The sequence below is a fragment of the Allofournierella sp. genome, assembly GCF_017889395.1.
Classification (GTDB): domain Bacteria; phylum Bacillota; class Clostridia; order Oscillospirales; family Ruminococcaceae; genus Allofournierella.
In genome coordinates this window covers 1-15,965 of sequence record NZ_JAGHKE010000150.1, presented here as the reverse complement: position 1 = coordinate 15,965, position 15,965 = coordinate 1, and the positions used below count along the sequence as shown (strand labels likewise).

General features: G+C 58.1%; 14 protein-coding genes. 13 read left to right on the top strand and 1 reads right to left on the bottom strand.

The features are described from left to right. Positions 1-159: 159 nt before the first annotated feature. Positions 160-1,014, bottom strand: a complete 855-nt coding sequence (locus J7G73_RS13115) for a MurR/RpiR family transcriptional regulator (protein WP_087292262.1) — start codon at positions 1,012-1,014, stop codon at positions 160-162. A 341-nt stretch (positions 1,015-1,355) separates the two neighbouring features. Here J7G73_RS13115 and J7G73_RS13110 point away from each other — a divergent pair, with 341 nt between their 5' ends. From J7G73_RS13110 to J7G73_RS13050, 13 genes are all read left to right on the top strand, one after another. Next, positions 1,356-2,702 (top strand): ABC transporter substrate-binding protein, encoded by a 1,347-nt coding sequence (locus tag J7G73_RS13110; RefSeq protein ID WP_291246582.1) that lies wholly within the window; start codon positions 1,356-1,358, stop codon positions 2,700-2,702. A gap of 223 nt (positions 2,703-2,925) precedes the next feature. Continuing rightward, the gene (locus J7G73_RS13105; RefSeq protein ID WP_247643368.1) at positions 2,926-3,810 is read left to right on the top strand and encodes a carbohydrate ABC transporter permease; all 885 of its coding nucleotides are present in this window, start codon (positions 2,926-2,928) and stop codon (positions 3,808-3,810) included. A 13-nt stretch (positions 3,811-3,823) separates the two neighbouring features. Further along, on the top strand, positions 3,824-4,657 hold the full coding sequence (locus tag J7G73_RS13100) for a carbohydrate ABC transporter permease (RefSeq protein ID WP_087292268.1): 834 nt from the start codon (positions 3,824-3,826) through the stop codon (positions 4,655-4,657). Positions 4,658-4,764: 107 nt separating this feature from the next. Beyond that, positions 4,765-5,235: a YhcH/YjgK/YiaL family protein gene (locus J7G73_RS13095; RefSeq protein WP_291246581.1), complete on the top strand. Its 471-nt coding sequence runs from the start codon at positions 4,765-4,767 to the stop codon at positions 5,233-5,235. Between the two features lie 504 nt (positions 5,236-5,739). Further along, positions 5,740-7,338: an ABC transporter substrate-binding protein gene (locus J7G73_RS13090; RefSeq protein ID WP_291246580.1), complete on the top strand. Its 1,599-nt coding sequence runs from the start codon at positions 5,740-5,742 to the stop codon at positions 7,336-7,338. 154 nt (positions 7,339-7,492) lie between these two features. Then, on the top strand, positions 7,493-8,455 hold the full coding sequence (locus tag J7G73_RS13085) for an ABC transporter permease (RefSeq protein ID WP_087180822.1): 963 nt from the start codon (positions 7,493-7,495) through the stop codon (positions 8,453-8,455). Between the two features lie 19 nt (positions 8,456-8,474). Then, a complete protein-coding gene (locus J7G73_RS13080) occupies positions 8,475-9,368 on the top strand; it encodes an ABC transporter permease (RefSeq protein ID WP_087292277.1) in 894 nt (297 codons plus the stop codon). Between the two features lie 12 nt (positions 9,369-9,380). Further along, entirely contained in the window at positions 9,381-10,406 is a 1,026-nt protein-coding gene (locus J7G73_RS13075) for an ABC transporter ATP-binding protein (RefSeq protein WP_087292280.1), read from the top strand. A 2-nt stretch (positions 10,407-10,408) separates the two neighbouring features. Further along, on the top strand, positions 10,409-11,419 hold the full coding sequence (locus J7G73_RS13070) for an ABC transporter ATP-binding protein (protein ID WP_087183653.1): 1,011 nt from the start codon (positions 10,409-10,411) through the stop codon (positions 11,417-11,419). Position 11,420: 1 nt separating this feature from the next. Then, positions 11,421-13,067, top strand: coding sequence for an FAD-binding protein (locus J7G73_RS13065; RefSeq protein ID WP_291246579.1), 1,647 nt, complete (start codon positions 11,421-11,423; stop codon positions 13,065-13,067). Next, positions 13,064-13,513 (top strand): YhcH/YjgK/YiaL family protein, encoded by a 450-nt coding sequence (locus J7G73_RS13060; protein WP_291246578.1) that lies wholly within the window; start codon positions 13,064-13,066, stop codon positions 13,511-13,513. Before J7G73_RS13065 ends, J7G73_RS13060 begins: the two co-directional genes overlap by 4 nt. A gap of 166 nt (positions 13,514-13,679) precedes the next feature. Continuing rightward, complete coding sequence (locus tag J7G73_RS13055; RefSeq protein ID WP_058963573.1) at positions 13,680-14,597, top strand: dihydrodipicolinate synthase family protein; 918 nt, start codon at positions 13,680-13,682, stop codon at positions 14,595-14,597. Between the two features lie 107 nt (positions 14,598-14,704). Next, positions 14,705-15,916, top strand: a complete 1,212-nt coding sequence (locus J7G73_RS13050; RefSeq protein ID WP_087292292.1) for an AGE family epimerase/isomerase — start codon at positions 14,705-14,707, stop codon at positions 15,914-15,916. Positions 15,917-15,965 lie beyond the last annotated feature (49 nt).

Here is a 15,965-nt window from a genome sequence, read left to right as displayed (position 1 = left end):
CCCGGTGGTTTAGTTGTGTGGTAACTCTATTCTACCAGGGTTCTGTATGAACTTCTTTTTATTTTCCTAAAGTGTTGCACTTGATAGTATAATTCACCAAAAGAAAAAGGGCTTGCCTTCCATGAGGAAGGCGAGCCCTTTCTGTGTGTAAAAACCGGATTACAGATGGCGGATGGCCAGCGCGTTGGCGGTCAGGTCCTTGTTGCGCATGGTGGTGTCCATATCCCGGCGGCAGAACTCGTTCACCAGCATATCCACCACGAACAGCATGGCCATCTTGGCCGCGATGCTGCCGGTCTGCAGCGGACGCTCGTGCCCGCCGCACAGCAGCACCACATCCGCCATACCGGCGGCGGGGGAGTCGGCGTAGTGGGTGATCAGCACGATCTTGGCACCCCGGGCTTTGGCGGGCCGAAGCACATCCTCCGCGTCCCGGGTGGAGCCGGAATAGGAGACGAACAGGATCACATCGTTTTCCTCCAGCAGGCTGGCGGCCATGATCTGCATGTGATTGTCCTCAATGACGAAGAACTTGGAGGTCACGGTGAGAAAGCGGCTCCAGGCCTCCCGCACGGTGGCCATACTGCCGCCGTAGCCCAGGCCCAGGATCTTGCCCGCGCCTGCCAGCAGATCGCCCGCTTTGATGAGGGCTGCCTCGTCCAGCAGCGAAAGCGTCTGGTTCAGCGCCTGGATATTTGACTCGTACAGCCGGCGGCACATGGCCTCCACCGTGTTGTCCTCCGGGGTGAGTTCACCGTAGGCCGCGTAGGGGTTGGGCTGGTTCAGTATACTGGATTTCGCCAATGCCAGCTTGAATTCGTTGTATCCCCCGAAACCCAGCTGCTTGCAGAACCGGAAGATGGTGGCTTCGGCTACTCCGCATTCATTGGCCAGCCCTGAGATGGAAAGATATTGCGCCTGGGCGCAGTGCTCAAGCAGATAGTCTGCGATCTTCCGGGAAGAGGGGGTGAACTGATCGTAGTGGGTATTGATTTGATACATAAGGTCTAACATAGGCGATACACTCCAGAAATGCTCCTCGTAGGTTTTGAAAGAAAAAATTTTTCAAACATGTTTTAGAAAGGAGAAAATGAGGATAATTTGTAACTTTATGTAATAATTACAAAATAGAATCAACGATAACTATATTATAAGTCAAAAATGACGGAATCTCAAGGAAAAAAAGCCCAAAAATCCGTTGTGCAAGTTCACTGAATATTCACAGGAAAGATAGGTGGACTTCACAATTGAAAAAATTTTTCACGAATGCTAGAATTTTAGTAAAGCGAGACGGCGTGTTTTTCACGCCATGATCGGACCGAACAGACAGAAAATCCTTAAGGAGGAGATTTCAAATGAAAAAAGCGTTAGCACTTGTCATGGCCGGCGCAATGGCGCTGTCCATGGTGGCTTGCGGCGGCAGCACCAGCACCAGCACCGCCACCTCTGGTTCCACTGCAGCGAGCACCGGCACCAGCACCGCTTCCGGCGCTGCTACCGAGATCACCCTGTGGACCTATCCCATCGGCTCCTGGCAGAAGGAGGAGACCGTGAACGGCTTCATCGCCGAGTTCAACAAGCAGTACCCCGACATCAAGGTCAACGTGGAGTACCTGGACTACACCAATGGCGACGATAAGGTGACCACCGCCATCGAAGCCAAGAACACCCCCGACATCATCTTCGAGGGTCCCGAGCGTCTGGTATCCAACTGGGGCGCCAAGGGCCTGATGGTTGATCTGAGCGACCTGTGGACCGAAGAGGCCACCGCCGACATCAGCAAGACCAGCGAGGCTGTTGTGAACGCCTGCAAGGGCGCCGACGGCAAGTACTATGAGTACCCCATGTGCATGACCGCTCACAACATGGCCATCAACTACGAGCTGTTCGAGGAGACCGGCGCTCTGCAGTACATTGATCAGGAGACCCGTACCTGGACCACCGATAACTTCGTGAAGGCTCTGGAGACCCTGCGCGACAGCGGCAAGGTTATGACCCCCGCCATCGTTTACTGCGGCGGCCAGGGCGGCGACCAGGGCACCCGCGCTCTGGTGAACAACCTGTACAGCGGCACCTACACCACCGCTGATCACACCGCTTACACTGCCAACAGCGCCGAGAACGTGAAGGCTCTGGAGCTGCTGCAGAAGCTGAACAGTGAGAAGGCTCTGACCTTCGACCCCGCTCTGCAGGCTTCCGATGAGCTGCAGATGTTCGCTAACGGCACTGCTGCCATGACCTTCTGCTGGAACGCTTCCAACGAGGCTACTTACGCTGAGCAGGTCACCTTCACCCCCTACGCCATGAACTTCCCCACCGATGACGGCAAGGTTGAGCTGTGCGGCGGTATCTGGGGCTTCGGCATCTTCAACAACGGCGACGAGGCCAAGATCGAGGCTGCCAAGACCTTCATCAAGTTCATCTGTGACGACGCTACCCAGGGTCCCGCCAGCGTGCAGGCCACCGGCTTCTTCCCCGTTCGTGCTTCCTTCGGCAATGTTTACGCCGGCACCGAGAACGAGGAGCGCATGGCTACCTTCCAGACCTTCCTGCCCAACATGGGTGACTACTACAACGTGACCGGCGGCTGGACCGAGCAGCGCACTGCTTGGTGGAACATGCTGCAGGAAGTTGGCAACGGCAGCGATGTTCAGGCTGCTGCTGACAATTTCGTTGAGACCTCCAACGCCGCCATCGGCTAAGGAGCAGCCCTTCCAACTGATTCGTTAGAGCAGGGACGCGCACCTCTCTTTTTCGCCCGATGCGCAAAAAGAGAGGTGCGCTCTTTCTTAAAAGACGTGAACATGATTCACCCGCTGTTCCGGCGTTAGAGGAACCTGTGAGAGATGAGAGGAGAGGATCCATTTGACTACATCTGCCGCTAAGCAGCCTGTAAAAGGACCCAGCAAACGCTCCGGTCTTGGCATCAGCCGGGCGGAGGCACGCCGCGAGACCCTTGCGGCCTACCTTTTCCTGCTGCCGTTTCTGATCGTTTTCGTCGGTTTTGTTCTGATCCCCATGGTCATGTGCCTGTGGACGAGCTTCTTCGATTCCACCATGGCCCGTGAGGACATTTTCGTTGGTTTTGGCAACTACATCAAGATGTTTCAGGACGAGATCTTCTGGAAGGCCTTGATGAATACCGCACTGATCGTGGTGGTGGCTGTGCCCACTGTTACCGCGTTCTCCCTGTGGGTGGCTTCGGCCATTTATAAAATGAAGTCGGCTTCGTGCTCCTTCTTCCGCTGCATCTTCTACCTGCCTGTTGTAACCGGTACCGTGGCCGTTACCGTGGTGTGGAAGTGGATGTTCAACAACTACTACGGCATCATCAACTATGTGGCCAAGGGCGTTGGCGTGATCGACAACAACGTGAACTGGCTGGGTAACACCCAGACCGCCATCTGGTGTATCATCCTGATCCTGTTCACCACCAGCATTGGCCAGCCCATCGTGCTGTACGTTTCCGCTCTGGGCAATGTGGATGCCAGCCTGACCGAGGCCGCGCAGGTGGACGGCGCCACCAAGCTGCAGACCTTCTGGAAGATCATGTGGCCCCAGATCACTCCCACCACCCTGTACATTCTGGTCATCACCACCATCAACAGCTTCCAGTGTTTCGCGCTGATCCAGCTGCTGACCAGCGGCGGACCCAACAACTCCACCAACACCATCATGTACTACATCTACTACAAGGCATTCAAGCTGTATGAATACGGCTACGGCAACGCCATGGGCGTGATTCTGGCCATCATCATCGCTTTGCTGTCTGCTTTGCAGTTCAAGGTAGCCGGCAAGGGCAACGATTAAGGAGGCATAGAAGATGAAGACTGTGACTGGTAAAATGACTCCTTACAAGGTCTTTTCCGGCATCATCCTTGCCGTTCTGACCGTGTTCCTGGTGTTTCCCCTGTACTGGATCTTCACCGGTTCTGTGAAGACTGCAGCGGACATCAACACCCCCACTCCCCAGTGGTTCCCCACCAACCCCACTCTGGCCAACTACGAGAAGCTGTTTGACAACCCGGCTCTGCTGTGGCTGTGGAACACCATCTTCATCGCTGTGGTCGCCATGATCCTGACCTGCATCACCGCCGCTATGGCCGGTTATGTTCTGGCCAAGAAGAAATTCTACGGCCGCACCGTGATCTTCAGCCTGATCGTCTGCGCCATGGCGCTGCCCAAGCAGGTTATTCTGATCCCCCTGCTGAAGGAGATGTCCTTCCTGGGCATCCACGATACTCTGTGGGCTGTGATTCTGCCCACCGTGGGCTGGCCCTTCGGCGTGTTCTTGATGAAGCAGTTCAGCGAAGGCATCCCCAACGAGATGCTGGAGGCCGCCCGCATTGACGGTGCCGGTGAAGTGCGTACCTTCGTGCAGATCATCCTGCCCATGGTCAAGCCCGGCATCGGCGCTCTGGCCATCTTCACCTTCATCACCGCCTGGAACGATTACTTCATGCAGTTGATCATGCTGACCAAGAACACCAGCCTGACCATCTCGCTGGGTATCGCGAACCTGCAGGCCGAAATGGCCACCGACTTCGGTCTGATCATGGCCGGTGCTGCGGTTGCCGCCATTCCCATCCTGGCCGTGTTCCTGATGTTCCAGAAGTACTTCACGCAGGGCATCACCATGGGTGCTGTGAAGGGCTGATTTCTCAGACCCGATTGTTTACCGATACCAGGTGGCTGCTGCCACCTGGTATTTTGTTTGTTTGAACCGGCTGCCCATAAATGGCGGCCGGAAAAGGAGGATGAACCATGATTTATGACAATTTCAGCAACCTGAGCGCCTACAAGGGCTTTTCCAAGGGACTGGACAAGGTGATCGAATGGGCCAAGACCCATAAAGTGGAGGAGCTGCCCCTGGGCCGCACTGAGATCGACGGCAGCCGGGTATTTGTGAACGTGATGGAAGCGGATACCCGCCCGGAGGAGGGCGCACACTACGAGGTGCACCGCAAATACATTGACCTGCAGATGGATCTGGAGGGCAGCGAGGACATTCTGGTGTCCAGCTGCTACACCCCGGATGCAAACGGCTTTGATGACGCGGCGGACATCGGCTTCGGCGATGGCCCTCTGGGGAACCGGAGCCGTCTGGGAGATGGTATGTTCGCCTTGTTCTTGGCGGGTGAGTCCCACATGCCCACCGTGAGCAACGGCAGCTGCACCCATGTGAAGAAAGCTGTGTTCAAAATCTTGAGCAACGAATACTACGACGAAGTCTGACCGGGAATTGTGCCCGGGCGCACCTGTTGAATAAGGGGGCGCCCGGGCTTTTTTGTGTTTGCAATCGTGCGGCGGAAAGCAGGGGAGAGATCGGTGAAAAAAGAGGATTACGATAGAATCCTTTCAAAATGAGAAAATTTTTTTCATTTTCCGCCCGAAAGGGAATCGATGCCCGGAAAAGAAGAAAGGAGAGTGTGGAGAAAATTGGAAAAAAGAGGCGGCAAAAGTAACAAAAAATAACAGAGCGCACTCTAAAAAATAGCGCTATGAAGCCCAAAAATGGCTTTTTAAGGATGACTTGTGCAAAGTGACAAATTTGACTCGGGCAGATTCGTAGGACTTTATAATTGAAAAAATTTTTCATAAATGGTACCATAAGAGTACAGCAAGGGGTGCACGAAGGCACACCTTGTTCCAAGGGAAATGGAGCCCCTTGGCTCTGATGCATATGTGTTATGAAGCGATCGGAGAAGGGACTCTCGATTTTTGAAGGAGGCAAAAAACATGAAGAAAGTTCTTGCACTTGTTCTCGCAGCTGCCATGGCACTTTCTATGGTAGCCTGCGGCGGTGGCTCGACCACCAGCGGTTCCACCGCCACCAGCGGTGCATCCAGCGCCGGCACTGCCGCTCCCGCAAGCGACGGCACCCTGAAGCTGGTCCTGTCCACCACCGACGGCAGCAGCACCGACGACAAGGTTCCCACCCCCTGGTACAACCGCACCCTGCCCACCAACCTGATGTTCCGCAGCCTGTTCATTGCGGACAGCACCCTGAACGAGGTAAGCCCTGACCTGGCCGAGAGCTATGAGGTCAGCGAGGACGGCCTGACCTACACCATCACCCTGAAGGACGGCCTGAAGTGGAGCGATGGCGAGGCCCTGACCGCTGACGACGTGCTGTGGTCCATCGACGCTGCCCTGCAGACCACCCAGGTGAACGCCATTTACACCTCCGCGTTCAAGAAGATCGCCGAGAAGAGCGCTGAAGGCAATGTGATCACCCTGACCCTGAGCGAGCCCTACAGCTCCCTGCCTCAGATCCTGAGCCAGTTCGCCATCCTGCCCAAGCACAGCCTGGAGAACGTGGATGTTCTGAAGCTGGATGCCGACACCACCTTCTGGCAGAACCCCGTGACCAACGGCTATTACATGGTTGGCGAGTTCAACGTGGGCAACTACTTCACCATGGTTCCCAACCCCAACTATGAAGGCACTCCCGCCAAGATCCAGAAGGTCACCGTTTCCTACGTGAACGACTACCTGACCGCTGCCCAGTCCGGCAATGCCGACTACCTGTACGGCAATGCTACCGACCTGGTAGAGGCCATGAAGGGCATGAGCAACTACACCTCTCACGAGGTTGACGTACTGTTCTACAAGTACTTCATCTTCAACATGAAGGGCACCGACGGCACCGAGAACGCGGCCATGCAGAACGTTGAGGTCCGCAAGGCCATCATGGAAGCCATCGACCGCGCTACTCTGGCTACCCTGTATCCCAGCGCTACCGTGCTGAACTCCGGCGTGCCCGATTCTCACCCCGCTTACAACGGCTTCAGCTACACCTTCGACGCTGAGAAGGCCAAGGCCGATATCGCCGCTTCCGGCTACGATATGAGCCGTCCCATCCGCATCTGCTACTACAACAACGATCAGACCAGCATCGACCTGATCAACACCATCGTTTACTACCTGGAGCAGGCTGGCCTGACTGTTGAGTCCACCCTGTCCAACGACGGCACCACCGATCTGTTCACCACCCGCCAGTACGACATCGGCTTCAAGGGCAAGAGCTCCTTCTCCCTGGACGAGTGGTACAGCGAGTACCTGAGCACCGACGCTCTGTTCCAGAACATCTGGGGCGGCGACACCGCCTTTGACGAGGCCATCGCCACCTACTCTGCCGCCACCACCGAGGAAGAGAAGAACGCTGCTCTGAAGACCCTGCAGGATCTGGAGCAGGAGAAGCTGTACAAGGTTCCCCTGTTCACCGTTGGTAACTACGTGTTCACCAGCAGCAACGTGAAGATTCCCGAGGGCGTTACCTTCTGCAACCCCCTGTACAGCTGCGATCTGGATTTCGCCAACTGGGAGATGGCCTGATCCGCTGGTATCGCTGCGATCCCTGGCATAATGTGATTGCTGGAAAGGGAGAGACGTTGGCCTTTGCCTTTCGTCTCTCCCTTTCCTTTTCGGCAGGCTCCTCCGGCGGGCCTGTGCTTCGCCCCATTTGAATCACCGAGATTGGAGTGAGAACATGCTAAAGTTCATTCTCAAAAAGCTTCTTCTGATGATCCCGATGCTGCTCGTCATCAGCCTGATCGTGTTCTTCGGCCTGCAGGCAACCGGCATCGACCCCATCAACTTCATGCTCAGCCCGGAACAGCTTTCCGCCAGCCCCGAGGTGGTGGAGCAGCTGCGTGAGGAGCTGGGCCTGAACGATCCCCTGATTGTTCAGTACTTCAACTGGCTGGGCAACATGCTGCACGGTGACTTCGGTTATTCCATCACCGACGGTACCTCCATCGCCAGCACCCTGGCCGTCCGTATGCCTTACACCCTGGAGCTGGCCGGTTACTCTCTGGTGCTGTCCGCCATCATCGGTATCGGCATCGGTATTATTTCCGCCATCCGCCAGAACGGCATCATCGACTACATCGGCCGCGTGCTGGCTGTTCTGGGCCAGGCGGTTCCCCAGTTCCTGGTTGGCATCATCCTGATCCAGATCTTCTCCATCAAGCTGGGCATCTTCCCGGCGGCGAACCGGGTGAGCCCGGACGCCACCAACGCCTTTGTGGACGCCTTCATGCACCTGTTCCTGCCGGTGACCACCCTGACCATCGGCATGGTGGCGGTTCTGATGCGCTACGCCCGCAACACCATGCTGGACGTGCTGAACAGCGACTACATCAAGACCGCCCGCAGCAAGGGCATCCCCGAGTGGAAGGTTTACTTAAAGCACGGCTTCCGCAACGCAATGAAGCCGGTTCTGGTTATCCTGATGTTCCGTATTCCCACCCTGATCGGCGGTTCCGTGGTTGTTGAGAGCGTGTTCTCTTACCCCGGCATCGGCATGACCATGACCAACGCCATCGTGGCCAACGACTACAACGTGGTTATGGTCACCACCCTGATTATCGCCGCCACCATGCTGGTGTGCTCCTTCATGGTGGACGTGCTGAACGCCATCATGGACCCGCGCGTGCGGCTGGGCGAATAAGCGAGAGGAGGAGTAGAATATGAGCAATCCCAATGCAGCAAGCATCAAGGAACAAAACAAAAGCGCAGCCTCCTCGTTGCTGAAAAAGAATATCCGCAAATTTTTGAACAATAAGCTGGCTGTGTTCGGTCTGGTGGTCGTTGTTGTGATGACCCTGGCCTGCATCATCGGCGCCATTATGGGCGTGGACTACGCCACCCCCGACCTGACCAACATGAAGGCTGCCCCTGAGGCCGGTCACATCTTCGGCACCGACACCATCGGCCGTGACCTGCTGGCCCGCGTGCTGATCGGCGGCTGCTATTCCATCCTGATCGGCGTGTTCTGCGCCGTGCTCAGCAGTGTGATCGGCGCGGCGCTGGGCGCCATCGCCGGTTACTTCGGCGGCTGGGTGGACAGCGTGATCGTGCGTATCTCCGAGATCTTCCAGGCCTTCCCCCAGCTGGTTCTGGTCATGATGCTGGTGGCCATCCTCAACCAGCGCGGTCTGGGCAACCTGCTGTTCATCTTCGTGGTCACCGGCTGGATGACCACCTTCCGTATGGTGCGCAACGAGTTCATGAGCCTGAAGAACGAGACCTACGTTAAGGTCTGCGAGGCCTTCGGCATGAAGCGCAGCAACATCATGTTCAAGCAGATCCTGCCCAACGTGATGAGCCCCATCATCGTTTCCACCACCACCAACGTGGCGTTCTTCATCCTGCAGGAGGCCTCCCTGAGCTTCATCGGCCTGGGCGTTGCCGACAGCACCCCCACCTGGGGCAACATCCTGAACGCTGCAAAGTCTGTTTCCGTGGTTACCAACCAGTGGTGGATCTGGGTATTCCCCGGTCTTGCCATCAGCCTGTTCGTTCTGGCCATCAACTTCTTCGGCGACGGCCTGCGGGACGTTCTGGACCCGAAACAGCAGTAAGGAGGCGGCAGTATGGATACAAAAGAGATCATCTTAGACGTAAAAAATCTGAATACCACCTTTATTTCCGACCGCAAGGAGATCCGGATCGTAAAGAACGTTTCCTTCCAGCTTAAGCGCGGCACCGCGCTGGCGGTTGTGGGTGAGTCCGGCTGCGGCAAGAGCGTGACCATGAACTCCATCATGCGCTTCCTGGGCAAGAACGCCCGGGTCGAGGCGGACAGCATCCAGTACAACGCCCTGCGGGACGGCAAAGTGACCGAGTATCATCTGGAAAAGATCAAGGACCCCAACGGCCCTGAGATGCGCGCCCTGCGCGGCCCGGATATGTCCATGGTGTTCCAGGACCCCATGTCCAGCCTGAACCCGGTTTACAAGGTGGGTGACCAGGTGGCTGAGGGCCTGATCCAGCACACCGGCATGAAGAAGAAGGAAGCCCGTGTGAAGGTTCTGGAGATGTTCCGCAAGCTGGGCATCCCCGATCCTGAGGAGCGCATCGACAGCTATCCCCATCAGTTCTCCGGCGGCATGAAGCAGCGCGTGGTCATCGCCATCGCCATGATCTGCAACCCGGAGCTGATCATCTGCGACGAGCCCACCACCGCGCTGGATGTGACCATCCAGGCGCAGATCATGGAGCTGCTCAAGGACCTGCAGGTGAAGGAAGGCAAGTCCATCGTGCTGATTACCCATAACATGGGCCTGGTGGCCGAGATGGCCGACGAGGTCTGCGTCATGTATATGGGCCGCGTGGTGGAATTCGGCAGCCTGGAGGATGTGTTCGACCGCACCTCTCACCCCTACACCAAGGCGCTGCTGCGCAGCGTGCCCGTGCTGGGCCTGGCCGACGGCCAGAAGCTGGAGACCATTCCCGGCTCCACCCCCAACCCGGCCAATCTGAAGCCCGGCTGTGAGTTCGCGGACCGCTGCCCCGAATGCACCGCCGCCTGCCGTGAAAAGGATATCCCGACCTTCGAGATCAGCCCCGGCCACCGGGTTCGCTGCTTGAAGTATAAGAACTTCCCGGAGGTGGACTGATCATGAGCGAAAATCGTGAAGTTATCTTTAAGATCGAAAACCTGAAAACCTGGTTCCCCATCACCAAGGGCGCCTTCAAGAAGGTCGTGGGCCATGTAAAGGCTGTGGATGATGTGAGCCTGGAGGTGTATAAGGGCGAGACCCTGGGCATCGTGGGTGAGTCCGGCTGCGGCAAGTCCACCTTCGGCAAGACCATCATGATGCTGGAGAAGCCCACCGGCGGCAAGGTGCTGTTCAACTACGGCGGCGAGTTCAAGGACGTGACCAAGTTCAACAAGGAGGAAATGTTCCAGTTCCGCCGCAAGGTGCAGATGGTGTTCCAGGACCCCTATTCCGCCCTGAACCCCCAGAAGAAGATCTACACCTCCTTTGAGGAGCCCCTGAAGGTCCATGGTGTAAAGAACGAGGCGGACCGTGAGGCCGTGATGCAGAAGGTGCTGAAGATGGTCAACATCCAGCCCGACTACCTGATGCGTTACCCCCACGAGTTCTCCGGCGGCCAGCGCCAGCGCCTGTGCATTGCCCGTGCGCTGGAGGTTATGCCCGAGGTTCTGGTGTGCGACGAGCCCGTTTCCGCGCTGGACGTGTCCATTCAGGCCCAGGTTCTAAACCTGATGAAGGATATCCAGAAGGAAATGAACCTGACCTACCTGTTCATCGCCCACGATTTGAGCGTTGTGCAGTACATGTCCGACCGCATCGTGGTTATGTACCTGGGCAAGATCGTGGAGATCGCCGACAGCCGCGCGCTGTACGACGAGCCCCTGCATCCCTACACCCAGGCGCTGCTGAGTGCCATTCCTGTGCCTGACATCCACAAGACCAAGAAGCGTCAGGTGCTGGAGGGCGAGGTGCCCAGCCCCATCCATAAGCCCAGCGGCTGTGCCTTCCACAACCGCTGCCCCAAGTGCATGGAGATCTGCAAGACCGTGGACCCTGCTATGGTGCACCACGGCGCAGAGGGCCACATGGTCGCCTGCCATCTGTACGACAAAGAGGCGGCGAAGGCCTGATATGCGGCTGGAATATACAAGGCACTGTGATGTGCTGGTGGCCGGCTCGGGAATTGCCGGGATCATGGCGGCCCTTGCCGCGGCAGGGGCCGGCCGCTCGGTGATCCTGGCAAGCAGCGGCCCGGTGTTTTCCGGTTCCAGCTTCTACCCTGGAACCTGGGGCCTCGGGCTGATCGGGCCGGAAAACGAAGCTGACCGGGAGGATCTGGTCCAGAGTATCCTGGAGGTGGGCTGCGGCATGGCGGACGAAACCATGGTCCGCGCCTTTGTGGCGGGCATCGGCCCGGCCATCGAGGGCGTAAAGGCCATGGGTGTTCAGCTGAAGGCTGCAGCCGACCAGAATCAAAAGGATTTCATCCCTTGTTTCGACCGCAAGCATCGCAGCTGGAACGGCCTGCTGTTCGACAGCATGCGTCAGGTCTTCTCCCGTAAAATGGAGGAGACCGGCGTACAGCAGCTGCCCGGCTGCGAGCTGCTGCAGCTGATCAAAACCGGCGAGCGGGTGAGTGGTGCGGTGATCTGCCAGAAAGGCGAATTGACCGCCATTCGGTGCGGCGCGCTGGTGCTGGCCACCGGCGGCTACGGCGGATTGTTCCGGGACCGGCTCACCACCGACGATGTGGCAGGCACCGGCCAGTGGCTGGCGCTGGAGGCTGGGGCGGAGCTGGTGAACCTGGAGTTTATGCAGATGATGCCCGGTTACCTGACTCCCTGCCGAAAAACAATCTTTAACGAGAAGACCTTCCGCTATACCCGCTTGACAGGACCGGACGGAAGGGATATTCTGGAGAACGAACCGGACCGGCAGGCTCTTCTGGAGTGCCGGTCCACCCACGGCCCCTTCACCAGCCGCCTTGCCTCCAAACGGGTGGATCTGGCCATGGTGAAGGCCGCCCAGGCCGCGCCGGAGCAGGGGGTCACCGTGGCCTACGGACCCGAGATCCGGCAGGATACGCCGGAATTCGTGCGAACTTATTTCGACTGGCTCTGGGAGAAAAAGCATCTGACCATGGATGACCCGGTGCAGATCGCCCCCTTTGCCCATGCGGCAAACGGTGGTGTACGCATCGATGCCTCCGGCTTTACCGGAGTGCCCGGGCTGTTTGCCTGCGGTGAGGTGACCGGCGGCATGCATGGCGCAGACCGGATCGGCGGGCTTTCCACTGCCAACGGCCTGGTGTTCGGCAAAAAAGCAGGCGAGAGTGCCGCGGCCTTTGCGGCGGCTCAGCCTGCGGCCGAAACGGACGAGCCGGTGGAGTTCGAGGCACGGATCATTCCGGACCAGGCCGAGCGCCGCCGCCGGATGCAGGCTGTGATGAGCGAATGCGGTATGGTGGTGCGCAGTGACGAGGCACTGGCCCGGGGCATCGAGCGTCTGGATCAGCTGACCGATGGCTGTGAATTTACCAGCGGCAGCGACGCGGCACAGATCGCGGCCAGCCGCCGCCTGTGGGCCCAGCTGCATCTGGCCCGGGCGATCCTGAGCGTCCAGCGCATGCGCACCGAGAGCCGGGGTTCCCATTATCGGGCGGATTACCCGGAACAGGACCCGGCGCTGGAAAAGCGCATTCTGGTGCGGATGCAGGGCGGTACGGCCCAGGCTGCTTTTGAGCAAAACCTTGCAGAAAAGAGGTTTGAAGTACAATGATCTATACCAATTACCAGCAGATGGAGCGTTATCTGGGCGTGAGCGATGCGCTGGATACCGCCATCCGCTACCTGAAAACGACCGACCTGAGCCAGTTGCAGTTCGGCCGCAACGATGTGGACGGCGACAACGTTTACATCAACCGTTTTGATTACGATACGCTGCCGCTGGACAAGGCCGCCTGGGAGGGACACGCCCAGTACGCTGACATCCACGTGCTGCTCAGCGGCGAGGAGAAGATCGGCGTGACCGATGTCTCCCGCCTGACGGCCACCACCCGGGATGAGGCCACTGATTTCATTGGCTACGAGGGCCCGGTGGAGACCTGGTTCACCATGCACCCCGGCGATGTTCTGGTGGTTTTCCCCGAGGACGTTCATATGGTGAAGGTGCAGCTGAACGGCGAGGCACATGTGCAGAAAGCTGTGTTTAAAGTGCGGGCTTAAACCGCAGTTTAAATAAGGCAATGCCGCACAATTCCAGGTGGTGGAGCACGTCGGAAAATTTCGGCGTGATACGCTGCCTGAGGCGTTCGCTGTGAATTGCGCAGTGTTGCCATAAGTCTTTGCGGACGAATTTTTAGGTGTATTTCCAAAAAAGGAGAGGAAAAACATGAAAGACATTTCCAAGTACCAGGGCATTATTCCCGCGTTTTACGCTTGCTACGACGACGAAGGCAACATCAGCGTGGAGCGCACCAAAGAACTGACCCGTTACTTTATCAAGAAGGGCGTTAAGGGCGTATACGTTTGCGGTTCCTCCGGCGAGTGCATTTATCAGAGCAAGGAAGAACGCAAGCAGACCCTGGAGGCTGTGATGAGCGAGGCCAAGGGCAAGCTGACCGTGATCGCCCACGTTGCCTGCAACAACACCGCCGACAGCATGGAGCTGGCTGCTCATGCCGAGAGCCTGGGCGTTGACGCCATCGCCTCCATTCCTCCCATCTACTTCAAGCTGCCCGAGCACGCCATCGCTCAGTACTGGAACGACATTTCCTCCGCCGCTCCCAACACCGATTTCGTGATCTACAACATCCCGCAGCTGGCCGGCGTGGCCCTGACCATGCCCCTGTTCCGCGAGATGCGCAAGAACCCCCGCGTTGCCGCTGTGAAGAACAGCAGCATGCCCGTACAGGACATCCAGATGTTCAAGATGGAAGGCGGCCCGGACTTCGTTGTATTCAACGGTCCCGACGAGCAGTTCATCTCCGGCCGCGCCATGGGCGCTGACGGCGGCATCGGCGGTACCTACGCCGTAATGCCCGAGCTGCTGCTGAAGGCTGACGAGCTGCTGAAGGCCGGCAAGGTCAAGGAAGCTGCCGAGGTTCAGTACGCCATCGACGCCATCATCTACGCCATGTGCGCCTGCAAGGGCAACCTGTACGCTGTGATGAAGGAGATCCTGCGCATCCGTGAGAATCTGGACATCGGCGGCGTTCGCAAGCCCCTGCCCAACCTGTTCCCCGAGGATATGGAGCAGGTCAAGAAGTGCGCCAAGATGATCGACGAGGCCATTGCCAAGTTCTGCTGATCGGAACGGAACATTCAGCCCGGACCCTGCGCTGGCAGGGCCCGGGCTTTCAGAGATTTTAACAAGCGGCCCTTTTGAGCCGCTTCGCACAAGGAGTTGTGATTATCATGGATAAGCATGCAGAGCAATTGAAAGAGTATCAGAAGTGGGTTCGCGAGGAGCTGGAGCGCAGCGTGAACTTCTGGCTGAAGAACGGCATGGACCACGAGCACGGCGGCGTTTACACCTGCCTGGATCGTACCGGCAAGCTGTTCAGCACCGACAAGAGCGTCTGGTTCCAGGGCCGCTGCGCCTGGACCTTCTCCTACCTGTGCCACGTGTATGGCAAGAAGCAGGAGTGGCTGGACGCCGCCAAGAGCTGCCTGGACTTCATGGAGAAATACTGCATCAACCGGGAAGCCGGCGACCGCATGTACTTCACCGTGACCGCCGACGGCAAGCCCCTGCGTCAGCGCCGTTACTGCTTCTCCGAGGGCTTCTACGCCATCGCCAACGCCGAGTACTACGGCGTGACCGGTGAGAAGGAGTGCATCGAGCGCGCCCGCCGTGCCTACGAGCTGATCTATCAGCTGAACAACGGCCTGATTAAGGACCCCACCGGCATGGGCCCCAAGACCATTCCCGAGACCCGCACCGGCCGCGCTCTGGCCGATCCCATGATCTACCTGAACATCACCGCCGTGATGCGCCGCTGCGACCCCGAGAACACCGCGCTGTATGAAGCCCGTGCCAAGGAGTGCTGCGAGACCATCTTCAAGTACCACTTCAAGCCCGAGCTGAAGTGCACTCTGGAGAGTGTTGGCCCAAACGGCGAGCTGCAGATGGACTACACCGCCGGCCGTGTGGTCAACCCCGGCCATGACATCGAGTGCAGCTGGTTCGTGATGGAGCAGGCCAAGCACACCGGCGACGAGGAGCTGCGCAAGAAGGCCCAGACCCTGTTCGACTACGCCTACGAGGGCGGCTGGGACAAGGAGTACGGCGGCCTGCTGTACTTCATCGACTGCAAGGGCCTGCCCCCGGAGGCTTACGAGCATGACATGAAGCTGTGGTGGCCTCACAACGAGCTGCTCATCGCCAGCATGATGATCTACCGCGACACCCAGGACGAGAAATACCTGAAGATCTTCGACGAGACCCTGGAGTACTGCAAGAAGGTGTTCAGCGATCCCGAGTACGGCGACTGGTACGGCTACCTGCGCCGCGACGGCAAGCCCACCGAGCCTGCCTGCAAGGGCTCCACCTTCAAGGGCCCCTTCCATCTGCCTCGCTGCCTGATGATGGTGGATCAGCTGATCGACGAGATCCTGGCCCGCTGAGCCTCGTCTGCCGACTGACAAAATTACCAAACAAAGCCAACCCCTGTAC